The following is a 23,999-nucleotide window of genomic DNA, read 5'->3' as shown; positions in this document are numbered from 1 at the left end:
GGCCCGATTCTTAATCCCTAATTGTTAATTCTTAATTGTACCCGACGCCCTTTTTCGATTTCACGTCGGCCACGAAATCCTTGACGCGCTGTTCCTCGGTGCGCTTGCAGATGAGCAGCACGTTATCATACTCGGCCACGATGTATCCTTCGAGGCCCTGCACCACTACGAGGCGCTCGGCGGGCGTTTTGATGACGCACTCCTTGGTATCGTAGAGCAGGGCGTTCCCATCGACTACGTTCTCATCGGCATCGTGCTGGCCCATGCGGTGCAGCGAGTCCCAGGTGCCCAGGTCGCTCCAGCCGAAATCGGCGGGCAGCACGTACACGTTGTCGGCCTTTTCCATCACCCCGTAGTCGATGCTGATGTTGCGGCAGAGGCTATAGGCGCGGGAAATGAACTCCTCCTCCTGGGGCGTGCCCAGCTGGTCGGCACCCTCCTCGAATACCTCGGCAATATCGCTCAGGTAGTGGTGGAAGGCCTGAATAATGGCATCGGCCCGCCATACGAACAGGCCCGAGTTCCAGAGAAACTCGCCGCTGTTCACAAACATCTGGGCCAGTTCCGGATTGGGCTTTTCCGTGAAGGTTTTCACCTTGCGCAGCTCTTTCGGGAACGTGCCATTGGTGTGGCCGGGCATGGTCTGCACGTCCTGGGGCTTCACAAAATCGTCGAGGAACTGAATGTAGCCGTAGCCGGTATCGGGGCGCGAGGGCTGAATGCCAAGCGTGATAAGCACGTTGTGGGCCCGGGCACCGTCGATGGCCGTACGGATGGCAGCGCGGAAGTTGTCCTCGTGCATCACGGCATGGTCGGCGGGCGTGACCACTATCACGGCCTCGGGGTCGAGGCGGGCGATGCGGTAGCTGGCGTAGGCGATGCAAGGGGCCGTGTTGCGGCCGATGGGCTCGCCCAGAATCTGATCAGGAGTCAGTTCGGGCAAATGCTGCTGCACCAGTTCCGTATAGTCGCGGTTCGTGACGACGAACACGTTTTCGGGTGGGCACATACCCCGGAATCGGTCAACGGTTAGCTGGAGCATCGAGCGGCCCAGGCCCAGCACATCATGGAATTGCTTGGGGTGGTGGGTGCGGCTGAAAGGCCAGAAACGGCTGCCGATGCCGCCGGCCATCACGACCAGATAGGTATGTTTTTCCATCGAAGTCAGATCAGATTAACGTGAAACGGCGAATGAAAGAGCGAATAACTGCGGCCATACGGCCAGTGCGGCTTAGCCGGAGCCAGGCGGTGCCAACAAGGTACCGAAGAAGAACTTGGCAACCCTGCCAGAGGGCAAGCGTGCTGCTACACCAGCCCTTCGCGCAGCAAATCGTGCAGGTGAATGAAGCCGCTGAACTGGCCCTGCTCCGTTACCAGCAATTGCGTGATGTTGCGGGCCTGCATCCGGGCCAAGGCCTCCACCGCAAAATCATCGGCCTCTACCGTTATGGGGTTGGGCGTGAGGATGTCGCGGGCCAGCACGGTTTCGAGGCGGCCCTCGTAAGTGGTGAGCATGCGGCGCAAGTCGCCGTCGGTGATGATGCCCAGCAGCTCGCCGCCAGCGGCCAGCACGGCGGTAGCCCCGAGGCGCTTGCCCGAAATTTCCATTATAATATCGCGCAACGGGGCCGATTCGGTTACCTGGGGTTGCTGGTTCTGGCGGCTCAGGTCACCTACTTTCAGGTAGAGCTGCTTGCCCAGCGTGCCGCCGGGGTGCAGGTGGGCAAAATCCTGGCGCGAAAACTCGCGGCTTTCGAGCAAGCATACGGCCAGCGCGTCGCCCAGGGCCAGGGCAGCGGTGGTGCTGGTGGTGGGGGCCAGGTTGTGGGGGCAGGCCTCGCTTTTCACGGGGGCATGCAGGATGTAATCGGCTTGCTGCGCCAGGTAGGAGTCGGCGTTGCTCACGAGGGCCGCCAGCGGCACGCCCTTGCGCTTAAGCAGGGGCACAAGCACCTTTATTTCGGGCGTATCGCCCGACTTGCTGATGGCAATGACGAAGTCATCGGCCTGAATCATACCCAGGTCGCCGTGGATGGCGTCGGCGGCGTGCATGAACAAGGAGGGGGTGCCGGTTGAGTTGAACGTAGCCACCATTTTGCCCGCAATGTGGGCGCTCTTGCCAATGCCCGTCACCACGACCCGGCCCCGGCGCGCGAGAATGGCATCTACGCATTGTGCAAAATCGGGGCGCTCATCGAGGGCTGCCGCTACGCCCTGGATGGCTTCCGCTTCCAGTTGGAGCACTTTTTTTGCGATGTTATGAAGTTCGGTAGGCAGTTTCAATCTAAATTTGATATCAGGTTTCAAAACTGAGGTTCAGCAGGAGCCCAGTTGGTCGGGGCGTTTTTTCTAATCGCCCGGGTCCGGTGCCGAATACCCATAAAATCCTTAGATTGAGTTTGGCAACCCCTTTAGGGCCGTCACTCTTATTCAATCAACCTAATCGAGCTAAGTGCGGATGTCGATGTCAGCGGTAAACCAGGAAGTGCAGCAGGAAGTACAACAGCAGGCTGATTTGAAGGGCAAGTTAAAGGAAGTTTTCGGCTACGGACAGTTCCGCGGCGTGCAGGAGGATATCATCCAGAACGTCATTGCCGGCCATAACACCTTCGTAATTATGCCTACTGGGGCCGGCAAAAGCCTGTGCTACCAGCTGCCGGCGCTGGTGCTACCGGGCACGGCCATCGTGATTTCGCCCCTCATTGCCCTGATGAAAAACCAGGTCGATCAGCTCAATGCCTTCGGCGTGAACGCGCAATTCCTGAACTCCACGCTGAGCAAATCGGAGATGAACCGGGTGAAGCGCGACGTGATTAGCGGCGAGGTGCGCCTGCTGTACGTGGCGCCCGAATCGTTGACCAAGGACGACACCATCGAGTTTCTGCACAAGGCCACCATTAGCTTCGTAGCCATTGATGAGGCCCACTGCATTTCGGAGTGGGGCCACGATTTCCGGCCCGAATACCGCAAAATCCGCGGTATCATCGACAACCTAGGCGCCAACGTGCCCATTATTGCCCTCACGGCCACGGCCACGCCCAAAGTGCAGCAGGACATCCAGAAAAACCTGCAGATGGATGATGCCTCGGTATTCAAAACCAGCTTCAACCGCACCAATCTCTACTACGAAGTACGGCCCAAGCACAACACCAAAAAGCAGCTGATTCAGTACGTGAAGCAGCACAAGGACCAGGCCGGCATCGTGTACTGCTTGAGCCGCAAGAAGGTGGAGGAAATTGCCGAGCTGCTGCGCGTAAACGATGTGCGGGCCCTGCCCTACCACGCCGGCCTCGACCCCCACGTGCGCATGGCCAACCAAGACGCGTTTCTACACGAGGAGTGCGATGTTATTGTGGCCACCATTGCCTTCGGCATGGGCATCGACAAGCCCGACGTGCGCTTCGTGATTCATTACGACACGCCCAAGAGCATCGAGGGCTACTACCAGGAGACCGGCCGCGGCGGCCGCGACGGGATGGATGGCGACTGCCTGATGTTCTACAGCTACGACGACATCGTGAAGCTGGAGAAGTTCAACAAGGACAAGCCCGTAACCGAGCGCGACAACGGCAAGCAGCTGCTTCAGGAAATGGCCAACTATGCCGATTCGGCGGTTTGCCGGCGCAAGCAGCTGCTGCACTACTTCGGCGAAGTTTACGCCAAAGACTGCGGCTTCTGCGACAACTGCCGCCACCCCAAGGAGCGGTTCGAGGCCCAGGCCGAGGTGCTGCTGGCCCTGAAAGCCGCCGTGCAGACCGGCGAACGGTTCGGCCTCGACCACCTCGGTACCGTGCTCATGGGCATGTCGAACCCCCACGTGGTCAGTTACGGCCACAACAGCCTGCCCGTGTACGGGCAGGGCAGCGGCCACGACGCCCAGTTCTGGCACTCGCTGCTGCGCCAGTCGCTGCTCAATGGGCTACTGGCCAAGGATGTAGAAAATTCTGGTGTTATTCGCGTAACGCAAAAAGGACTTGATTTCATCGAAAATCCCCATTCCATGAAACTCACTAAAGACCACAACTACGATGAGGAAGTAAAGGAGGAGCAGCAGCAGGAGGACGTGCAGCTGGCCGCCGGCCACGATGAGGCGCTGTTCGACATGCTGAAGGCATTGCGCAAGAAGGTGGCCAACCAGAAAAACCTGCCGCCCTACGTGCTCTTCCAGGACCCTTCGCTGAAGGAAATGGCCACCACCTTCCCCACCAAAATGGAGGATCTGGCGCACGTATCGGGCGTGGGCCAGGGTAAGGCCCAGAAGTTCGGCACCCCCTTCCTGACGCTGATTAAGCAGTACGTAGAGGACAACGACATCACGACGGCCGCCGACGTGGTGGTGAAATCGGCCGTCAATAAGTCGAAAATCAAGATTTACATCATCCAGCAGATCGACAAGAAGATGGACCTGGAGGAAATTGCGTCCTCCAAGGGCCTCGAAATGCGGGAGCTAATGGAGGAAATCGAGCACATCTGCTACTCGGGCACCAAGCTCAACCTGGGCTACTACATCAACGGCGTGCTCGACCAGGACCGCCAGGACGAAATCTACGACTACTTCATGTCGGCCAGCACCGACAACATCGCCGCCGCCCTCAAGGAGCTCGGCACCGACGACTACACCGAGGAAGATTTGCGCCTGATGCGGATTAAGTTCTTGAGCGAAGTAGCGAACTAATGTTTATTTATCCACTCCAATACACATTAATATTCGCATATACCTAATGTTAATGTATGCAAAAATCCAAATCAAAATCATCTCATTTTAAAATACTTCAAGCAATATGCTGTTCAAAAATTTGAAAATTGATGGCTGGAGACAATATAAGAATATTGATATCAACTTCCATCCTCGTCTCACTATTATAACAGGTGCTAATGGAGCAGGTAAGACAACTTTACTCGGTGTACTTAACCAGCATTTTGGCGGAATTACACCACAATTAATAGGAGTTCCTATCATAGCCTCTGGTGGATTAAAATATTTATCTAGCATTTGGGGGCAGAAAAGAGTAGGTTTAGCACCTAATAATTATCCACCTGGGATGCATAGTGGCACTATCAACATTGGGAGTGTAGAATATGGGAATGGGACTATATCACAAATTAATATTCCTGAGAACACAGGTTCGATATATCATTTTCAATTTAATAGCATGCAATCCGTTAAAGGCGCATCTATATCTTCACACAGACCAATATTCAAATATGAATCAGTTAGCACAATTCCAACAAACGTAAGTACGAAGAGTCAGATATATCAGAACTACAGAAATTCTTATATCAATAGATATAATGGAGGACAAACCAATAACAGAACAGAAACATATTATATAAAAGAAACCCTTATTTCATTGGGTGCTTTTGGAGAAGGCAATGCAGTAATTCAACCAAATCCTCAAGCTTTACAACTACTAGAAGGGTTTAAAAACATTTTAAAGGTTGTATTACCAAAAAATTTAGGATTTCAATCCATATCTGTCAGGATGCCTGAGGTAGTCCTTGTCACTGCTACTGGCGAATTTCCTATTGATGCTGTATCAGGCGGTGTAGCATCAATAATAGATTTAGCATGGCAGATATATATGTATGATAACGATGGATTTCCTTTCGTTATCACAATTGATGAACCAGAAAATCATCTCCATCCTGAAATACAAAAAAGCGTTTTAGTTAATATGATAAATGCATTTCCTAACTGCCAATTTATAGTTTCAACTCATAGTCCTTTTATTATTGGCTCCATCCCTGAATCAAACGCTTATGCGCTTAGATACGACGAAAGCAATAAAGTATATTCAACTCTTTTGGAAACGGTAGATAAGGCTGGCACTGCTAATGATATTCTGCGTGAAGTACTAGGACTAGATGATACTATGCCAGATTGGGTTGATGCTAAAATTGAATCAATTGTTAATCAGTATAAAAATATTGGCGTAAATAAGGAAAATGTGGCTAGCTTCAAACAATCACTAATAGATGCTGGCCTCGGAAAATACGTTTCTTCATCATTAATAAAACTTGTAGAAGAATATAAAATCATTGATAATTAAATGATTAATTTAACGAAAGGTTTAAAGCCTCTGATTTTGCAAAATCATGCTAATCAATGGACTAATGAGGCACTAATATTTTTCAACGCGGGTAATAGGATACCAGACGCGATAATCAATAAATATAACCATCCAAATGTAAAAAAAGCTCTGATTGAGGAAACAAATGGAAAATGCGCATATTGCGAAAGCTTTATTCTTGATGTTGATTACGGAGATATAGAACATATAATTCCTAAAAGGAAGAATCCATTGACGGCATTTGAGTGGGATAATTTGACATTATCCTGCAGCGTGTGTAATAACAACAAAGGAGATTATTTTGAGCAGCCAACACTATTATTAAATCCTTATGTAGATAATATTAATAAACATTTAAAAGTTTTTGCTACCCTTGTTATGCATGTAAATGGTAGTACGAAAGGAGAATTTACCCATAAACTTCTCAAGCTAAATAGAGCTCCTTTACCTGAAAAAAGGCGTGAAGCTATAGACTCCTTTCAAAATTTAATTGATAAATACTACCGAGAAAATCATTTATTACTTAAAGATATATTAAAAGATGAAATACTATCAATGATACAGCCTGAGAAAGAACACAGCCTTACACTTAAATGCTATGCAATTGCGCAAGAGCTAGATTTCATTTTTTGATTATATATTTTTATTAATATTCAATTTTGCTTTCTTGCTAACAAAATCTACAGCTATTAATCACACTAACATTCAAATTTCTTATACAACAAATTTATAAATATTCTAACCCCTCATCTTCCGCTTCACGAAGTTGGGGCGGCGGGTGGTTTTGAGGTTGATGCGGTAGATGTACTCGCCCAGAATACCCAGCCCCAGCATAATCAGGCCCACGCCGAAGCCAATGGAGATGATGAGCGAGGGGAAGCCCAGCAGGAAATCGTTGTAAATCAGCTTGCGCACCAACACGTAGCCCGAGTAGCCGCTGGTAACGAGGAATACGAGCACCGAAAGCGCCGTGAGCAGCCGGATGGGCAGGTTGGAGAACGTGACGAAGATGTTGAGGGAGAAGGCCAGCAGCTTGCCCAACGTGTAACCGCTGCTCCCGGCCGCCCGGGGCTGGTGCGTGACCGGCGTACTGGCCACGTGGGTCGTCAGCCAGGTCAGGTAGCCGTCGAGGAAGGTGTGGGAGTTGCGCATGTCGAGGCAGGCGCAGGCGATGTCAGTTTTGAGGAGGCGAAAGGCCGAGTAGTGGGGGTGCAGGTCGGGGATGCCGGCTTGCAGCAGGCGGCGCATCAGCCGCGAGGCGAAGTTGCGGAAGGGCGAATGGCGTAGGTTTTCGGGCATCCCGTACACCACGTCGAAATCCCCTTCCTGCTGGCGCTCTATCAGCCGCCCGATATCGGCGGGGCGGTGCTGTAAATCCTCATCGAGCGTGATAATGAAGCTTCCCCGGGCCTCGGCAAACCCGCAGAGCAAGGCGTTGTGCTGGCCAAAATTGCGCGTCAGGTGAATGGCCCGGATCAGCTCGGGCCCGTACTGCGCCTGCAACGCCCGGATAACGGCCCAGGAGTCGTCGGGCCCACAGTCGTACACGAAAATAAGCTCGAACGTGCTGCCGGCGGCCGCGAAAAAGTCGCCGAGCTGGGCCGTGAGGGCGGGCAGCGTATGCTGGCCCAGGTAAACGGGCACTACCACCGAGTAGTCGGGCATGGGTGTGGGGTTGAGGGCGGGCGCTGCAAAGATGACGGTATTCCCGCTATTGGCCCGGCCGCCGCCTCAGGGTTACAGCCACAGGTGGTACACGTGCTCCTCGTGCACCACCTCGAAGCCTTCGCGCCGGTAGAAGTTGCAGGCCGGGTTGGCAGCCTGGGTGGTGAGCTCTACCGCCGCGTGGCCCACGGCGGCGGCCCGGCAGCGGGCGGCTTCAACTAAAGCGGCCCCGATACCCCGGCCGCGCTGGGCGGCATCCACGGCAATAAGCCCTATTTCCGTAGATGCCCCCTTATCGACCAGCGTTACAAATCCCTGGGGTGGAGCGGCCGGGTCGGGTTGATACACCAGTACCTCACGGGCCAGCTCGCCGCTGAGCGAACGGGCTAGCCACAGCTCGTACAGCTGTAAGCCTACGTCGGGGGCAAAGTTAGGGTCGGTCTGAAAACGCGAGTAGGCACCTGCCTGCGGGGCCAACGCCCGCAGCGCGGCACTGTACTCATGGGTGGGCACGATACCGGCTGGGAGTGCCTTGGGCTGATGAGCCGCCACCGGCAGCCGGAACCGCACCTTCCGGTCGGATAGTAGCGCCAGCGGACACGCTTGCAGGACGGCATCGGCGGCCGAGGCGGGGGCCACGAAACAGTAGAGCAGCCGGTATTTCTGGCGGCGGGCCTCGTCGAGGGTCGTTGCCAGCTGCGCGGGCGTCGTCAGAGCCGCGGCGGGGAGCTGCCCCACGGCGAATCCGAGAAATGCACTGTCCCAGGGTAGATGTTGAATGGGCACGGGCTAATAGAAGAATGCGAGACCCGAAGATAACGGCCGTTTTACGATGCGGGCGACAGAACCGGCCGCCAAAGCAACGACGCCCGTAGCGCAGGGCCACGGGCGTCGTTGCTTTTATGCCAACAATCTGGCGGCTGTTGCCTAGCAGTACTCCTCGAAGGCGCCCTGCAGGTTGTTAACGATGCGCATCAGGTCGTTGCCTTCGATGTGGTGGCGCTCAATCATGTGCACCAGCTCACCATCTTTAAATAACGCGATGCAGGGGCTGCTGGGCGGGTAGGGCAGCATGTGCTGGCGGGCCTGGGCCACGGCTTCGCCCTCCATGCCGGCAAATACCGTCACGAGTTTGGCGGGCTTCTTATCGGAGCTGGAAACGGCCATTTTAAGGGCCGGACGGGCTTTAGCCGCCGCGCAGCCACAAACCGAGTTCACGGCTACCAGCACGGTGCCGCTGTCGGCCGTGAGGGCGCCATCAACTTCTTCGGGGGTCATGAGCTGCTCGAAACCGGCCTCAACGAGGTCCTGGCGAATCGGCGCTACCATATATTCGGGGTACGTGGCCATAGTAGAAAGCTAGGCGTTAGAAAATGAACTGTTCCGGGGGGCACGTTGCCCGGCGGCGGCGTAAAATTACGCAACTGCCGCCGCACTCCCACGGTTGGGCGCTAAAACCATGGCCGGGCCTGAGAAGTTTACTGAATGAAACTGTTAATGCCCGACCTGGGCTTCTGCTACGCCAATAGCTCTTGCCATTTTGATGATGACTTATACTGAATTTTCCGATTCCCAGACCCAGTCCGAAGTACCCGCCGGTCTTTCGCCCTTCCTCGAAGCCCTCTGGTACGCCGGCCGCGACGAGTGGCACCGCGCCCACGCCATTGCCGAGGAGCACGAAAACGCGCCCCTCTTCGACTGGCTCCACGCCTTTCTGCACCGCCAGCAGGGCGATGCCGGCAATGCCGCCTATTGGTATAACCGCGCCCGCCGTCCCGAATTCGACGGCTCGCTGCGCCACGAGTGGAAGGAGCTGGTGCGGACCCAACTGCCGGCCTGAGCCGCGGTAAGCAGCGGCACCATTGCTATTCAATCTTGTCAAAAGACAAATAAGAATCATTTTCAATCCCCTTTAAGGGCATATTCAGCAAATAAATTTATATTTATCCCGCGTCTTTGAAATCGGCGCGGTGCTATGCGAAAAACGTGTTTATTGCTGTTGACACTCCTGCTAGGCGCGGGCGCCGCCCACGCCCAAGTCGATTCGGTGCGGGCCTCCACCCTGCCGCCCGACCAGCAGGCCGAGAAGCTCTACAACAGCGGGCTGGCCAAGTTCAACCAGAAAAGCTACCGCGCGGCGGTGCTCGATTTTGACAAGGCCCTGGCCGCCAAGCCCGATTTCGCCCGCGCCTACTCCAACCGCGCTGCCGCCCGCTATGAGCTCAAAGATTACCAGCCGGCCGTGCAGGACTACGACCAGGCCATCAAGCTCGACCCGAACTCGTTTACGCCCTACTTCGGGCGGGCCCGGGCCGAGGAAGCGTTGCAACAACCAACCGAGGCCGAGCTGGACTACGGCCGAGCCACCGAGCGGCAGGCCGACTACGCCCCCGCCTGGTACTACCGGGGCGCCCTCCGGTTTGAAAAGGCCGATTACGCCGCGGCCAAAGCCGATTTCGATGCTGCCATCAAGGCCGACGCTACCTACGCCTACGCTTGGCACGACCGGGGCAGCGCCCAGCGCCAACTCGGGAGCCTGTCCGCCGCCATTCAGGATTACAGCCAGGCCCTGAAGCTCCAGCCCGATCTGCTGCCGGCGCTCCTCAACCGGGCCGGTACCCGCCGCCGCGCCGGCGACCTGAAGGGCGCCATCCAGGACTACAACAACTACCTGACCAAGAAGCAGGACAACGCCCTGGCCTACACCAATCGTGGCGCCGCCCGCTACGAGCAGGCCGACTACAAGGGCGCCGCAGAGGATTTCACGCGGGCCGTGACGCTCGATGCTGGCTACGCCTTCGCCTGGAACAACCGCGCCGCCGCCTATCTCAAACTCGAAGACTATAAAAAGGCCGACGCCGACGCCAGCCAGGCCATCAGCCTGAACAAGGAGTACGCCGAAGCCTACCTCAACCGGGGCCACGCCCGCGAAATGCTCCGCCAGCCCGACGCCGCCTGCCAGGACTGGCACCGCGCCGCCGACCTGGGCCTGGCCGTGGGCCTCACCCACGCCGCCAATTCGGGCTGCCCGTAGGGACGCGTTGCACGCGCCCGCCTACCCTCCCAATGGTACCCAAGACCTGCTTGGCTGACCGTTTGATTTAGTTAAAGTCCTGCCGAATGGGCGCTTGCAACGCGCCCCTACCACCCCAACTGCTATGTACAGATACCTACTCGCTATGCTGCTGCTCGCGGCCCCCGCGGCGGCTTCGGCCCAGAGCGTGGAGTTCAGCAAAGACCGGTTCGGCAACGACAAGGAAGGGCTGAAAGCGGCCCAGAAGGAAATCAAGGCCGGCGACGAGTTTTACGAAACCGACCCACCCCACTACGAGCAGGCCCTGGCCCGCTACCTTAAAGCCCAGCAGTTCAACCCCAACAACGACCAGCTCAACTACAAAATCGGCGACTGCTACCTGCATTCGGGCTTCAAGCCCCGGGCCCTCACCTACCTGCAGAAAGCCTACCAGCTCAACCCCGACGTAAGCCCGCGCATCCATTACCTGCTGGGCCGGGGCCTGCACTTGAACGCCAAGTGGGACGAGGCCGTGGCCGAGTACAAGCGCGCTACGCCCGCTACCGGAGCCAAAAACACGGCCGGATTGGTGCTCGACATCCAGAAGAAAATAAAGGAGTGCGAGAACGGCCGTAAGCTGGCAGCCAAACCCACCCGCGTGTTCATCGACAACGCCGGGCCGGGCATCAACTCGCCCTACCCCGAGTACGGCCCCGTGATTACGGCCGACGAATCGGTGATTCTGTTTACCTCACGGCGGGCCGGCTCGACGGGCGGCAACACCGACCCCGAGCTGGGCGGCTTTTTCGAGGACATCTACCAAAGCACCCGCGAGGGCAAGGACGGCTGGAGCGCCGCCACTAACCTGGGCGACGCCATTAATACCGACGGCCATGACGCCACCGTGGGCCTCGCCCCCGACGGCCAGCGCCTGCTCGTGTACGTGGAAGACAACGGCGGCGACCTGCAACAGGCTGAGTTGCGGGGCGTGGAGTGGCGCAAGCCCCAAAAGCTGGGTTCGCGCATCAACTCCAAGTACCACGAGTCGTCGGCCTCCTACACGCCCGACGGCCGCAGCCTGTTTTTCGTGAGCGACAAGGAGGGCGGTATGGGCAGCCGGGATATTTACAAGATTGAAATTGAGGGCCGCGGGCCGGCCCAGAACCTGGGCTCGGTTATTAATACCCAATACGGCGAGGAGGGCGTTTTCTTGCACCCCGACGGCAAAACGATGTATTTCAGCTCGGAGGGCCACAACTCGATGGGCGGCTACGACATCTTCAAATCGGTGTTTGAGAACGGCAAATGGAGCGCGCCCGAAAACCTGGGCTGGCCCATCAACACGCCCGACGACGACGTGTTTTTCGTGATTTCGGCCTCGGGCCGCCACGGTTATTATTCCTCGTTTCGGGATGACGGGCTGGGCTCGAAGGATATCTACCAGATTACATTTCTGGGGGCCGAAAAACCGCCCGTGCTCAGCCAAGAAGACCAGCTGCTGGCCTCGCGGGTGCAGCCGGTAAAGGAAATCCTGCTGGCCCCGCCAGTAGCCATTGTGGCCGCCCAGGTTACGATTTTGAAGGGCGTAGTGACGGAGGAAGCCAGCCGCCAGCCGCTGGAGGCTACGATTGACGTGATTGATAACTCGCTCAACCGGGTCATTGCCTCGTTTCAGTCGAACGAGAAATCAGGGCGCTACCTTGTATCGCTGCCTTCGGGCGTGAACTACGGCATCGTGGTGCGCAAGGACGGCTACCTGTTCCACTCCGAAAACTTCGACTTGCCGGCCGGCTCAGCTTACGCGGAAGTGGTGAAAGATATTGCGCTCAAAAAGCTCGACGTAGGCGTGAAAGTGGTGCTCAACAACATCTTCTTCGACTTCGACAAGGCGACCTTGCGCCCCGAAAGCACCGGCGAGCTGGAGCGCCTCCAGAAGCTGCTGGCCGAAACGCCTGCCCTGCGCCTCGAAATCTCGGGCCACACCGACAACGTGGGTAACGCTGCCTACAACAAGGACCTCTCCCAGCGCCGCGCTAAAGCCGTAGTCGACTACCTGCTGACCAAGGGCATTGACCGCGGCCGCCTGACCTTCGCCGGCTACGGCGACACCGAGCCGGTGGCGCCCAACACCACCAAAGCTGGTCGCCAGCTCAACCGGCGCACCGAGTTCAAGGTAACGGGCAAGTAGGTAGGCAGAGAATGTGGCACGGACTTCAGGCCGTAGCTCGCTGGCTTGAACGGCCTGTTAGTCGGGTTCCGGACTGAAGTCTGTGCCACACTCTTAGGACCCAGCTGAACGCCTAAACCAACTGGTTCGCCGGGCAAACGACCCGCTCAAACGCAGAAGCATCCGTCGCCGCGGCCCAACCCCTATCTTGCCGGTCCTGATGCGCCGCCTGCTCCTGCTTCTCTGTTTGTTTGCCCATCTGGCCGCCGCCCAGCCGCTGCCGGCCCGGCAGTTTCTCCGGCAGTTCGGGGCGGCCGAAGGATTAAGCCAGCCGTTCATCTACGCCCTAGCCCAGGACTCCGCCGGCTACCTGTGGCTAGGCACGGCCGAGGGACTGGTGCGCTTCGACGGCACTAACTTCCAGACTTTCACCACCCGCGAGGGGCTGGCCGAGGATTTCGTGACCCGGCTGGCCGTGGAGCCCGGCACCGGCCGGCTGTGGGTGGGACACTACCAGAGTGGGTTTTCGGTGAGCCAGGGGCGGGCCTTCCGCCGGGCCGGTGCCGCCGAAACCCGGCTGCTCAGCGTTGCCAAGGGCCTGCCCGCGCCCGACACGGCCCGTATTGGCCAGTTCCGGCGGCGCTACCAACCGGCATTGCCGCCCCAAACCGTTATCAGTGCCGTACTGCGCGATGCGGAGGGCGCTTACTGGCTGGCCACGGCCGGCGCGGGCCTCTGGCGGCTCACCGACCCACATATCACGCTATTTGCTACCTCCAAACGGCTCTCCGCTTTGGCGGGCAATGCCCCCGGCAGCATCATGGCTGGCACCGCGGCGGGGCAGCTACTGCGGATAGAAGCATCGGTGGCCGGGCTGGCACTCCAGTCACTGGCAGCCCCGGCGGCCAGCGGACCCATAACGGTGCTGCTGCCGGCCGGGCCGCTGTACGGCACCGAAACCAACGGCGTCCGGCCGTATCTGGCCGGATCAGCCAGCCCCAGGCAACCTGGGAGCAGCTACGATCCGGCGGTGCTGGCCGCCCTTCCCGGCCGCCTCCACGTAACGACCCTGGCCCGCGATACGGCCGGCGGCTTGTGGGTGGGCACGCTGGGCGACGGCGCTTTTTACCTGCGGGCCGGCCGCCTGCGCCACTACACCACCGCCACTGGTCTGCTCCACAACGACGTGTACGCCGTGCTGACCGACCGCCAGGGCCGGGTGTGGTTTGCCAGCCACGGCACCGGGCTGGCCGTGCTGGAAACGGGGGGCGAATTCCGTAGCTACCGGCTGCTGCCGGGCGGCATCGATGCCACCGCCCTGGCCCAGGATGCCACCGGCCGGGTGTGGGTGGGCACCGAGGGCGACGGGCTGTTCTGCTTTGAACAGGGCCGGTTCCGGCAGTTCACGGCCCGTAACAGCGGGCTGGCCAGCAACTACTGCTACGGGCTGCTGCCCACGCCCGCGGGGCTACTGGTGCAGCACCGCAACGCCCTCAGCCTGGGCCGGGGCCACGGCTTCAGGCCCCTCACCACCCCGGGCAACCCACTGGTACAGGAGCTGCTACCCAACGCCATGGCCCTGCTGCCCGGCCCCCAGCCAGCCGCAGTGCTGGCCAGCCGTCCCGGCCTGCTGCGGGTAGCCCTCTCGCGCTGGCCAGCGACTACCCACACGGCGGTTTCGGTTACGGCGGTGGAGGTAGACGGTGCGCGGCGTGACCCCGGCACGCTGCCCGAGCTGGCGGCCCGCCCCCACCACCTCACCTGGTTTTTCCGGGCGGCCAGCCTAGCCCCGGCCGGCACCTGGCAGTACCAGTACCGGCTGCGGGGCTACCAGCCCCAGTGGAGCCGCCCCAGCAGCCTCGCCGAGGCTGATTTCCCTCATTTGGAGGCTGGTAACTATCAGTTTGAGGTGCGGGCGCGGCGCGGGGCCGAGGACCACTGGGGGGCAGTGGCGGCCGCGCCGTTGCGGATTGCCACCCCGTTCTGGCAAACCGCATGGTTTGCCGTGCTGAGCGTGGCAGCGGTGGCCGGCGGCGTCTGGGGGTTCACGAGGGCCCGCACCGCCACACTGCGCCGCCAGAAGCTCCGGCTCGAAGCCACTGTGCAGGAGCGGACCGCTGAGCTGCGCCAGCAGAAAGCCGAAACCGAGCAAACCAACGCCGATTTGGTAGTGGCCCGCGACGCAGCCGAGGCCTCACGCCGGGCCAAGGCGCAGTTTCTGGCCAACATGAGCCACGAAATCCGCACCCCCATGAACGCCGTGATTGGCCTGAGCCACTTGCTACGCAACACGCCCATCAACGGGGAGCAGCAGGAGTACCTGGAGGCCATCCAGTCGTCGTCGCAGAACCTGCTGGTCATCATCAACGACATCCTCGACTCCTCTAAAATGGAGGCCGGTAAGCTCACCCTGGAGCAGGCCCCGTTCCGGTTGCCGGCCCTCGTGGAGCGCATCGGCCGCATGTTCCGGTTCGCCACCGAAGCCAAGGGCCTTTATTTTCACACCGAAATCAGCCCCGAGGTACCCGCCGCTATTTTGGGTGACCCGGTGCGCCTCAACCAGGTGCTCGTCAACTTGGTGGGCAACGCCGTCAAGTTCACCACCCGCGGCGGCATCACGCTGCGGGTGGAATTGGTGGCCCCGGCTGGTCCGGAAGCCGCGGCCGGGCTCCGGTTCGGCATTCGCGACACAGGTATCGGCATTGCGGCCGACAAGCTGGACTCTATTTTCGAGGATTTCTCCCAGGCCAACGCCAGCACCACCCGCCAGTACGGAGGCACGGGCCTGGGCCTGAGCATCGCCCGCAATCTGGTGCAGCTACACGGCGGCCGGCTCTGGGTGGAAAGCGAGGAGGGCGCGGGCTCTACCTTCTGGTTTGAGATTCCGGCCCGGCCCGCCGACCCGGCCACCGTGCCGCCCGAGGCCGCGCTGGTACTGCCGCCCTTCGAGCCTCCGCTGCGGGTACTCGTGGCCGAAGACAACCTGCTCAACCAGCTCGTGGCCCGCAAAACCCTCGAAGCCTGGAACGTGCGCGTGACGCTGGCCGACAACGGTCGCCTAGCCGTAGAAGCCGCCCAACAGCAGGTATTTGACGCCGTGCTGCTCGATGTGCAGATGCCCGAAATGGACGGCTACGAGGCTGCCCGCCAGCTGCGCGCCCTCTTCCCCGACCCGCAACGCCTGCCCCTGATCGGCCTGACGGCCTCGGCCCTACCCGAAGACCGGGTGCTGGCCCTGGCCGCCGGCATGAACGACACGCTGGCCAAGCCATTCGACCCGGCCGTACTCTATGCCCGCCTCGCCCATTACACCGGCCGCACCCCCGCTGATGCGCCCACCTCCGCTCCTTCGCCAGCCACCGCCCCGGCTCTGGCGCAGCCCGCACCCGGACCATCCGAAGCGCCCGGCCCCGAAGCGCCCGGCCCCGAAGCGCCCGACTGGACGCTGCTCGAAGAGTTGGCCGGCGGCAACGAAGCCTTTATCTGCCAGATAATCGCCACTTTCCTGGCCCAGGCCCCCCAAATGGCCGAACAGCTCCGGCTGCCCGCCGACGCGGCCCTGAGCCAGGTGGCTCACAAGCTCCGGGGCCAAGCCGCCTACTTCGGCCTCGAACAATTAGGCCTCCTGCTCGAAACTGTGGAGCAGCAGGCCCGGTTAACCCCAGCAGGCCCGGATTTAGCGGACCAACTGGCCGACATCCACCGGCGTCTGCACCACGTTTATCCGCTGCTGGAACAACGGCTGCTGATTAGTTCTACTCCGGGCTGACTGGCTTTTTCCAAGAAACTTTGTAGGTTTGCCCGGCAAATTCTACAGCAAGTAAGCTGTCCGGTTGGCCAAGAAGCAGAATTGCCCTGTAGCTTCCCCCCGTTATATTCGCTCTTTTTTTCTGCGCTCTATGGCCGAAAACTCCGCTCCGCTCCGTTGCCTGGTAGTCGACGACGACCCGCTGGCCGTGCAGATAGTCGAAAATTGCGTCCTCAATACCCCTTTCCTGGCCCACACCGCCAGCTGCGAAAGTGCAGTAGCCGCCGCCGAAATCCTGCGCCAGCAGCCCATCGACCTGCTGTTTCTTGACGTGGAAATGCCCCTCATGTCGGGCCTCGACTTGTTGCGCACCCTCCAGCATCCACCGCTGGTTATCCTCATCACTAGCAGCAAAAGCTACGCTGTGGAGGCCTTCGAGCACGACGTGCTCGATTACGTGGTCAAGCCTATCAGTTACGCCCGGTTTCTGCAGGCCGCCCAGAAGGCGCGGGAAGCGGTGGCCGCTCGGTCCGAAACGCTGCCAGAAGCTGTCAACGCGGCTTTTACCTTCGTTAAGGTCGATGCCAAGCTGGTGAAGGTGCAGTTCGATGAAGTACGCTATGTGGAAGCCCTCGGCGACTACGTGCACATTGTCACCAGCCACAGCAAGCTCATCGTTTATAGCACGATGCGGGCCGTGGAGGAAAAATTTCCGGCCGCTTTATTCGTGCGCGTGCACCGCTCCTTCATTGTCAACCTCAAGCGGGTCGAAACCATCGAGGACAACACCATCGTCCTCGACAACAAGTACATTCCCATTGGCCAAACCTACCTGAAAGAGGTTTTCCAGCGCCTGAACAAGTTTTAAACTGAAACCAGCCTGCCGGTGGCTGTGCTGCCTTCACGATACGCCCTATCCCTTCCGTGGGGCCGCTGCCCAAATCGTCACTGCTCTTTTTGTTACCACACTACTCTTGCGTGCGTTTTTTCTGTTTGTGGTTTCTGACGCCCTTACTACTGCTGGCCCGGCCCGCCGCCGCCCAGCAGGCCGGCGACACTAACAGCACCGCCTGCCCGCTGCCGCGCGTGGTGGAGCTGTGCGTGGAACTCGACGCCAGCCGTGCAGTCGATCCGGCCGCCGGCCCGCTCACCTTTCGCTGGGACATGGGCGACGGCACGCAACTCAGCGGCCCTACCGTTGCCCATTGTTACCAGCGGCGGCTCAGCTATACCGTGCGCCTCGATGTAGTAGACGAAGCCACCGGCGAAGTGCGGACTGCCGAAAAGCTGATTCCTGTTGATTTCACCCAGAAAACCGTCGTCAACTTCCGAGCCGCTGATACCGTGCGGGTGGGCCAGGCCATAGCCTTCGACGCTCTCGACTCGCAACTGCCGCTGTGCCAGAATATGGTCGTGCTTTGGGATTTTCGCGACGGTTACGTGGCCAACGGCTCCCGAGCCGAACATGCCTTCCGCCGTCCTGGCCGGTACGAGGTGCGTATGGCCCTGCGCGCCAACGGACCGGGCTCCTGTCCCGACAGCCACTGCGTGAGCCGCCCGGTAGTAGTGGTGCCATAGCCAACTGGCAACCGCGGATTGCTACTGGCCGGATTTTTTACCCCGTTCACCTGGCTTACTACCTCGTTAAGCACGGCGTTGCGCGGGGCTGGGCCGCAGCCCTTATCTTTGGATAACCTGCCATCTTAGTACTGGATTTTGCTGTTTTTCTCCCTGTTCACTTCCAGTCCTAAGCAGCCCATCCTTCCCCTCTGTAACATGAAATTTTTGATTGGGGGCCTGCTGAGCCTGCTCTTGTTATCTGCACCCGCCGTTTGGGCCCAGCAAGTAGCACCTGCCATGCGCGAAGAAGCCACGGCGGCTACCTGCCAACTGGCTGCCTTTATCTCGCTCGACGATGCCCGCCAGTTGCCCGTACGCCGGTTGGTGCACATCCGCCTCACCCAGGAGGCCGATGTGCGCCAGCAATACACCAACGACCCCGATATGCTCCAGAAAAAGCTGGAAGCCATTGGCCTCGATTACACCGATCAGCTACATAGTATCCTTTCGCCTACCCAGTATGAGAAGCTACTGAAAGCTGCCCCCGGCAGGCTGCCAGACGTTGTAGCTGCTATGCGCCCCCCTGCTCCAACGCCACCCCCTCTAGCTACTCCGGCCACGCTGGTCACGGCTCCACCTGCCTCCGGGCGTACCGCTGGCCCCAAACCAACTACGAAGCCGACGCCAGCTCGTAAGTCAGTTTCGCCCGTATTTCGGTCAGTAGTTCCCCGAACCAACACCGTGGTCCGCCACTAACTACTCCCCCCGGGCCGACAACGCCCGATAACGCAACCGCGCCCGGAACCCGTTCTCAGAAGGATAGTGCCGGGCGCGGTTGCATTAGCAAGAGCCCTGTGAGTATCTACACCCTATTGCGGGACGCATGCTCGGCAGCTACATCATCGGCGGCCAACTGGCGAAGCATGTCCAGCGTCAGTTCCCAAAGGTCTTCGTAAGGAATGATTTCAATTTCTCCGTAGGCTTGCCCCGGTAGCGGCGCAGCCAGCAGCCGCTCCAGCAGCGGCTGGCCCTTTTTCTCGCAGGCTTCCGGCTTGAAGTTCTCCTTTACAATGAGCACCAGCAGCCGGAAAAACAGCTGGCTCCGCAGCGTAGCGGGGTCGCGCAAGTGGCGCTGCTCGTACTTGCGCAGGCCTTCGAGGCGAGCGAGCAGCCCCTCAATGTCGCGCTGCTGCATAAAGTACAGAAACTGCAGAATCAGGATGGCCACGTTGTAGCCCTGCTTGTCGCGGCTGTAATCGGGCACCATCTGTACCAATTGAGTGAAGTGCCGCATTTTGAGCACCGACTGCTCAGGCCGCACGAATTGCACATAGGCTTCATATAATTCCCAGCGCTGCTGGGCCGCCGGCCGCTGCTTGCTATAATAGGGGTTCTTACGGGCCTGTTGCAACAACTGCACCGCCTGCCCATACTGCTTGGCATGAATAGCCAACAGCAGGTAGGTTTCCAGGAAGTAGAACCAGTTACCCGATGAATGGTGAAAATCCTTAAAGTAGCCCTCTGCCAATTCCAACCCTTCTCTCGCTTGCCGACATTGTAGGTGTGCGTAAACACTCATATAGTTGTTAAAACGCTTATCGAAGCGTTTTTTATTGATCTTATCCTCCTGCCAAGCTTTCTCCGTTTCGGTAGTTATAGCTATAATTTTCTGATAATTACCTATTAGTTCATGCTTAGAAATTCTAGCGGCATATAAAAAATAGAAGGTATTGTAGTTACCTATTTCTTCATGGATTTCTTCTAATTTTTTTTCAAACGTTGGCAATTGAATAAGCAGGGATTTTCTAGAGTACACCTTATGATTTAAGGCTAATTTCATATCCGTGTACACCTTCTCAGCTTCATCCTCCAGCATCAAATGAGTTTGAAAGACTGTCAACTTATCTGACATGGCTCTATAATCTGCTGGACGCCCCATCTCCACATACATTTTTCTTAACACTCTGGCTCCTAATGCACTATAATGTGTAAACTCTGCTTCGCTAGATAAACGCATAAATTTTCGGAAGAGCTTCTCTGCTAACTTATACTCACTTTCTCCCATTAGAATTTTAGCCTGATGAAATAAGCCCAAACACTGTTGGTCGTATTGCTTCGATACAATGTGACGTGGATCAGTCTGATCGAGAAAATATAAATGATTCAAAAGCTTCTGCTGAACTCGGGATTTTAACTTCCTAAAATTCGTACTGGACCTATCATCAATCTTTCCATAAACACCTTTTGTTAACTGATTTTTAGTCAATAATTTCCCTTCTTCTAACAACCGCACTAACGTCAAATCCTTGTTAGTTGACTCCTTATCTGAAAAATCGAGGAATGGTAGGACAGCGAGTCTTCTATCAGTCACAATCTTTACTAGAGTTATCAATTCATCCATGGCAAAACAGGCTTTGGTACTAGTTTTTTAGCAATATAGAGTAAGTCACTAGGGTTTTTGTGCGCGTCACAAAATATCCTTACCATGCCTTTATAACTTGATCATCCTATCTAGACCTTTGTGGTTGAGGAATTGTCGTCAAACCAGATTATATATGTCACAAATAACATCTCTTCCGTCCAGCAAAACACTCTCAATATACAAACATACATTACTTTTCAGCTTATACTGGCAACCTAAATACACTTGATAACGAGTCACATTCCCCCCCCCTGCTTCCTTTACGTGAGCTGGCTTGGAGCCCACCTTTGTGTTGTTCAATCGTCTGAACCACAAACAATTCCAAGCCATGTTAGAGCTACTCGCCTTCGCCCTTCTCCAGCTTTCTATTTTCTCCGATTCATCGGGCGAAATCCAGTCTCAGGACGCATCAGATACGAAGCCTAACACTACCACGAATAGCGCTCATGGTCTGGGGGGTTGGTGTGACGAAGGTTAATCACCTTCAAATCCCAACCATTCATAAAACGTGGTAACTTGCCGGGGTTCATTTCCTAAGTGGTTATCCGTTCATGAAGCTATTTCTTTCGCGTCTGGTACTGGGGTTATGGGTTGGCCTACTGGCCTCCTGCTCCACTCCCGCTTCGGATACCCCACCTTCCACGGTCCGGATTCGCTGGGACCGTGATCCGGAAAACCTGGACCCGCTGGTAGTCAGCAACAAAAGCGCCTACGAGGTCAGCACCCTGACTTATTGCAGCCTTTTATCGGGTAGTGAGGCTGATGCTGATTTCGTGCCCTGGCTAGCGGAGGACTTTCCTACGGTGGAACGAACGGCCGACTCGCTGCTGCTCGTCAGCTACCGGCTTCGGCCGGAGGCCCGCTGGGACAATGGCACACCCATATTAGCCCGCGACGTGGCATTCACACTGAAGGTGATGAATTGCCCCGGGCTACCGATTGAGATGGACCAAGCCATGTTCGGCTTTATCCAGGATATCCGGCTCGACTCGACTGACGCGCGGCGCTTTACGCTCGTGTGCTCCGGGCCATCGCCAGACCATATCCGGGAATCGGGCGACTTCTCCATCTTTCCCGAATACGTGCTCGACCCACGGGGTGAACTGCGCACGGTGCAGTTGGCCGACCTGCGGCGGATGCCCGCTCCGGCGGCGGCAACGGCTTTTGCCGGGCGCTACCAAGCCCTGGAATTAGCCAAACACCCCGAGCGGCTTCCTGGCTGTGGCCCTTACAAGGTGACGACCTGGCAGAACGGCCGCTACCTGACCATGGCCCGCAAACCCCACTGGTGGGCTGATACCTTGCCTGCTCCGCCCCCCGCGCTACAGGCTTTCCCCGACCAGCTGATTTACCAGATCATTCCCGACGCGGCTACTGCAACGCTGGCGTTGCGCCGGGGCGAAATCGACCTGTACGCCCTGATGCCCGCTGCCGAATTTACCCGCCTGCAACAATCGGCGGCCGACCGGGAAAAGTTACGCTTCTATACCACTAACTCGTACGAGTTTTTGGCGGCCAGCTTCGATGTGCGCCAGCCGGTGCTGCGCGACGCCCGCACACGCCGGGCACTAAGCGCCCTGTTCAACATACCGGCCCTGATTGCAGGCACTCAGCAAGGTAACGCAACGCCGAGCGTGGGCCTGATTAGTCCGCGCCTCAAAGCCTACTACAACGATAGCCTATCAATACCTGCCTTTAGTCCGGCCGCGGCCGCGGACCTGTTGCGGCAGGCTGGTTGGCAGCGCCAGCCCGACGGTACGTGGCAGCGCCCCGCAGCCGCTGGCGGCCCGCCGCAAAAACTACAACTAGGCCTAAGCTACCGGGCGGGCGAGGCCGCCTTCGAAACGGCGGCCCTGCAGTTTCAGGCGGCGGCCCGCGCCTTAGGCATCGGGGTAGACCTGCGGCCTACCGAGCAGTCGGTGCTGAGCGGTCAGCTACATAAAGGCGAAACCGACCTCTCAATTCGCACTTTCACGGGCAACCCGTTTTCCTTTGATTTTACACCCCTGCTGCATACCCGCGGCATTGGGGCGGGCAACACGACGGGCTTTTCGGAGCCGGCCAGCGACCAGTTGATTGAGCAGATTGCCGCGGCCAATGAGCCCGCCCGCAAGGCCCTGTTGCTGCGCCGATTTCAGCGGCTGCTATACCAGGAGCGGCCCTTTACGGTACTATATTTCCTGCGTTACCGTGTAGCGGCGGCCCAGCGGCTGGGCACGGTGCCGGTTACGGGCCTCAAGCCAGGCTACGAAGCCGCCCACATCCGGCCCCTGGCCCCCAAAAGTTAGCCTGGGTGGTACGGGCCGTACTACGTCGGACCCTGCGGCTGCTGCTGGCGGCCTGGCTGACGTTATCGGCCCTATTTCTGGTGAGCCGGGCCAGCACCGACCCGACGGCCTTTCTACAAGCCACTTTCAGTAACAATACCCGTTTGGGCGGGCAGACCGAGCAGGCTGCCCTCACGCAACGCCTGCTTGGCCGCTACCGCCTCGACCGGCCGTTGTTTTACGCTTCGTGGGGCACGGCTACCGGCTGGCGCTGGCACGGTTTCCATAACCAATATCACCAGTGGGCCACCGGTCTGCTACGTGGTGAGCTGGGCCGCTCCTACCGCCAGGATGAGACGGTAACCGAGTTGCTAACTCGAGCCTTGCGGTACACGCTGCCGCTCACGTTGCTGGCCGCCGTGGGCAGCGGGGCGCTGGCCTTCTGGCTGGCGCTGGGTTTCAGCTACCGGCCCCGGTTGCGGCGTTTGGGGCTAGCCCTGTTGCACGGAGTACAGAGCCTGCCGCTGTTTCTGGTGGCCGTGGGTTTGCTTTTACTGCTCGCCAACCCCGACACACTGGCTTGGTTTCCAGCTTTCGGGTTAGGCCTCGACAGCGACGCGGGAGCGTGGTGGCAATACCCGGGCCGCACGCTTTACTACTTGGCGCTGCCAACGGTAAGCCTGGTTATCGTGAGCTTGCCGGTGCTGGTTGTTCAGCTAGACGGTGCCATCCAGCGCGAATTAGCCCAGCCCTACGTAGCAACGGCCCGGGCTAAAGGGGCTTCGCGGAGGCGTACCGTGCGCCACCATGTGCTACGAAACGCCCTGCTGCCGGTCCTGGCACTGCTGCCAGAGTTGCTGCCCGGGCTGGTTGCCGGCTCGGTGGTAGTGGAGTTTCTGTTCGCGCTGCCCGGTATGGGCCGGCTGCTGGCCGAAGCCGCCGCCACCCAAGATTACCCCGTGCTGCTAGGGGCGGTGGGTCTGGTGGCTCTGGTACGGCTGGCGGCCCAGGCCCTCACCGATGTGCTCTACCAGTTCATCGACCCCCGCATCCGGCTGCTATGAGTAGGGCCCAAACCATCTTCCG

The 23,999-nt window shown here is 58.3% G+C and carries 18 protein-coding genes; 12 read left to right on the top strand and 6 right to left on the bottom strand.

Features of this window, described 5'->3' with window-relative positions:
• Positions 1–31 precede the first annotated feature (31 nt).
• Both CDA63_RS13020 and CDA63_RS13015 read right to left on the bottom strand, forming a co-directional pair.
• Positions 32–1,159, bottom strand: a complete 1,128-nt coding sequence (locus tag CDA63_RS13020; protein ID WP_088464897.1) for a mannose-1-phosphate guanylyltransferase — start codon at positions 1,157–1,159, stop codon at positions 32–34.
• 146 nt (positions 1,160–1,305) lie between these two features.
• Complete coding sequence (locus CDA63_RS13015; RefSeq protein WP_165768293.1) at positions 1,306–2,283, bottom strand: KpsF/GutQ family sugar-phosphate isomerase; 978 nt, start codon at positions 2,281–2,283, stop codon at positions 1,306–1,308.
• A gap of 181 nt (positions 2,284–2,464) precedes the next feature.
• Here CDA63_RS13015 and recQ point away from each other — a divergent pair, with 181 nt between their 5' ends.
• The 3 genes from recQ (at position 2,465) to CDA63_RS13000 (ending at position 6,704) form a co-directional block, all read left to right on the top strand.
• The gene (gene recQ / locus CDA63_RS13010; protein ID WP_088464896.1) at positions 2,465–4,675 is read left to right on the top strand and encodes a DNA helicase RecQ; all 2,211 of its coding nucleotides are present in this window, start codon (positions 2,465–2,467) and stop codon (positions 4,673–4,675) included.
• Positions 4,676–4,781: 106 nt separating this feature from the next.
• Positions 4,782–6,050: an AAA family ATPase gene (locus CDA63_RS13005; RefSeq protein ID WP_088464895.1), complete on the top strand. Its 1,269-nt coding sequence runs from the start codon at positions 4,782–4,784 to the stop codon at positions 6,048–6,050.
• Entirely contained in the window at positions 6,051–6,704 is a 654-nt protein-coding gene (locus CDA63_RS13000) for an HNH endonuclease (protein WP_088464894.1), read from the top strand. It begins immediately after the preceding gene.
• A 105-nt stretch (positions 6,705–6,809) separates the two neighbouring features.
• On the opposite strand, the gene CDA63_RS12995 is transcribed toward CDA63_RS13000, so the two are convergent.
• The 3 genes from CDA63_RS12995 to CDA63_RS12985 form a co-directional block, all read right to left on the bottom strand.
• Positions 6,810–7,736, bottom strand: coding sequence for a glycosyltransferase family 2 protein (locus CDA63_RS12995; protein ID WP_088464893.1), 927 nt, complete (start codon positions 7,734–7,736; stop codon positions 6,810–6,812).
• Between the two features lie 72 nt (positions 7,737–7,808).
• The gene (locus CDA63_RS12990) at positions 7,809–8,522 is read right to left on the bottom strand and encodes a GNAT family N-acetyltransferase (RefSeq protein ID WP_088464892.1); all 714 of its coding nucleotides are present in this window, start codon (positions 8,520–8,522) and stop codon (positions 7,809–7,811) included.
• Positions 8,523–8,663: 141 nt separating this feature from the next.
• Positions 8,664–9,086: a BrxA/BrxB family bacilliredoxin gene (locus CDA63_RS12985; RefSeq protein ID WP_088464891.1), complete on the bottom strand. Its 423-nt coding sequence runs from the start codon at positions 9,084–9,086 to the stop codon at positions 8,664–8,666.
• A gap of 193 nt (positions 9,087–9,279) precedes the next feature.
• Between CDA63_RS12985 and CDA63_RS12980 the strand changes: the two genes are divergently transcribed.
• The 7 genes from CDA63_RS12980 (at position 9,280) to CDA63_RS12950 (ending at position 18,980) form a co-directional block, all read left to right on the top strand.
• Positions 9,280–9,576 (top strand): hypothetical protein, encoded by a 297-nt coding sequence (locus CDA63_RS12980; protein WP_242434662.1) that lies wholly within the window; start codon positions 9,280–9,282, stop codon positions 9,574–9,576.
• Positions 9,577–9,735: 159 nt separating this feature from the next.
• Positions 9,736–10,770 (top strand): tetratricopeptide repeat protein, encoded by a 1,035-nt coding sequence (locus CDA63_RS12975; protein ID WP_165768292.1) that lies wholly within the window; start codon positions 9,736–9,738, stop codon positions 10,768–10,770.
• Positions 10,771–10,894: 124 nt separating this feature from the next.
• The gene (locus CDA63_RS12970; protein WP_088464888.1) at positions 10,895–12,937 is read left to right on the top strand and encodes an OmpA family protein; all 2,043 of its coding nucleotides are present in this window, start codon (positions 10,895–10,897) and stop codon (positions 12,935–12,937) included.
• Positions 12,938–13,136: 199 nt separating this feature from the next.
• Complete coding sequence (locus CDA63_RS12965) at positions 13,137–16,685, top strand: hybrid sensor histidine kinase/response regulator (RefSeq protein WP_088464887.1); 3,549 nt, start codon at positions 13,137–13,139, stop codon at positions 16,683–16,685.
• 130 nt (positions 16,686–16,815) lie between these two features.
• Positions 16,816–17,532, top strand: a complete 717-nt coding sequence (locus CDA63_RS12960) for a LytR/AlgR family response regulator transcription factor (RefSeq protein WP_088464886.1) — start codon at positions 16,816–16,818, stop codon at positions 17,530–17,532.
• A 110-nt stretch (positions 17,533–17,642) separates the two neighbouring features.
• Positions 17,643–18,242 carry a PKD domain-containing protein gene (locus CDA63_RS12955; RefSeq protein ID WP_126546861.1) on the top strand — a complete coding sequence of 200 codons (600 nt, stop codon included), beginning with the start codon at positions 17,643–17,645 and terminating at the stop codon, positions 18,240–18,242.
• 198 nt (positions 18,243–18,440) lie between these two features.
• Positions 18,441–18,980, top strand: a complete 540-nt coding sequence (locus CDA63_RS12950; RefSeq protein ID WP_126546860.1) for a hypothetical protein — start codon at positions 18,441–18,443, stop codon at positions 18,978–18,980.
• A gap of 106 nt (positions 18,981–19,086) precedes the next feature.
• On the opposite strand, the gene CDA63_RS20505 is transcribed toward CDA63_RS12950, so the two are convergent.
• A complete protein-coding gene (locus CDA63_RS20505) occupies positions 19,087–20,625 on the bottom strand; it encodes a hypothetical protein (protein WP_126546859.1) in 1,539 nt (512 codons plus the stop codon).
• Positions 20,626–21,197: 572 nt separating this feature from the next.
• On the opposite strand from CDA63_RS20505, the gene CDA63_RS12935 reads away from it, so the two are divergent.
• Together CDA63_RS12935 and CDA63_RS12930 are read left to right on the top strand one after the other, a co-directional pair.
• Positions 21,198–22,934: an ABC transporter substrate-binding protein gene (locus tag CDA63_RS12935; protein ID WP_088464881.1), complete on the top strand. Its 1,737-nt coding sequence runs from the start codon at positions 21,198–21,200 to the stop codon at positions 22,932–22,934.
• A 5-nt stretch (positions 22,935–22,939) separates the two neighbouring features.
• Entirely contained in the window at positions 22,940–23,977 is a 1,038-nt protein-coding gene (locus tag CDA63_RS12930) for an ABC transporter permease (protein WP_165768291.1), read from the top strand.
• Positions 23,978–23,999: the final 22 nt, after the last annotated feature.

Origin of the sequence: Hymenobacter amundsenii, from assembly GCF_002204745.1 — a bacterium.
In the GTDB taxonomy this organism is placed as follows: domain Bacteria; phylum Bacteroidota; class Bacteroidia; order Cytophagales; family Hymenobacteraceae; genus Hymenobacter; species Hymenobacter amundsenii.
Note: the sequence above shows the minus strand (reverse complement) of the source record. Positions and strands in the feature narration are given on the sequence as shown.

Coding starts and splice junctions, on each gene's coding strand:
- CDA63_RS13020 (WP_088464897.1), bottom strand. CDS start 1,159: ATGGAAAAACATACCTATCTGGTCGTGATGGCCGGCGGCATCGGCAGC.
- recQ (WP_088464896.1), top strand. CDS start 2,465: ATGTCAGCGGTAAACCAGGAAGTGCAGCAGGAAGTACAACAGCAGGCT.
- CDA63_RS13005 (WP_088464895.1), top strand. CDS start 4,782: ATGCTGTTCAAAAATTTGAAAATTGATGGCTGGAGACAATATAAGAAT.
- CDA63_RS13000 (WP_088464894.1), top strand. CDS start 6,051: ATGATTAATTTAACGAAAGGTTTAAAGCCTCTGATTTTGCAAAATCAT.
- CDA63_RS12995 (WP_088464893.1), bottom strand. CDS start 7,736: ATGCCCGACTACTCGGTGGTAGTGCCCGTTTACCTGGGCCAGCATACG.
- CDA63_RS12985 (WP_088464891.1), bottom strand. CDS start 9,086: ATGGCCACGTACCCCGAATATATGGTAGCGCCGATTCGCCAGGACCTC.
- CDA63_RS12980 (WP_242434662.1), top strand. CDS start 9,280: ATGATGACTTATACTGAATTTTCCGATTCCCAGACCCAGTCCGAAGTA.
- CDA63_RS12970 (WP_088464888.1), top strand. CDS start 10,895: ATGTACAGATACCTACTCGCTATGCTGCTGCTCGCGGCCCCCGCGGCG.
- CDA63_RS12965 (WP_088464887.1), top strand. CDS start 13,137: ATGCGCCGCCTGCTCCTGCTTCTCTGTTTGTTTGCCCATCTGGCCGCC.
- CDA63_RS12960 (WP_088464886.1), top strand. CDS start 16,816: ATGGCCGAAAACTCCGCTCCGCTCCGTTGCCTGGTAGTCGACGACGAC.
- CDA63_RS12950 (WP_126546860.1), top strand. CDS start 18,441: ATGAAATTTTTGATTGGGGGCCTGCTGAGCCTGCTCTTGTTATCTGCA.
- CDA63_RS20505 (WP_126546859.1), bottom strand. CDS start 20,625: ATGGATGAATTGATAACTCTAGTAAAGATTGTGACTGATAGAAGACTC.
- CDA63_RS12935 (WP_088464881.1), top strand. CDS start 21,198: ATGAAGCTATTTCTTTCGCGTCTGGTACTGGGGTTATGGGTTGGCCTA.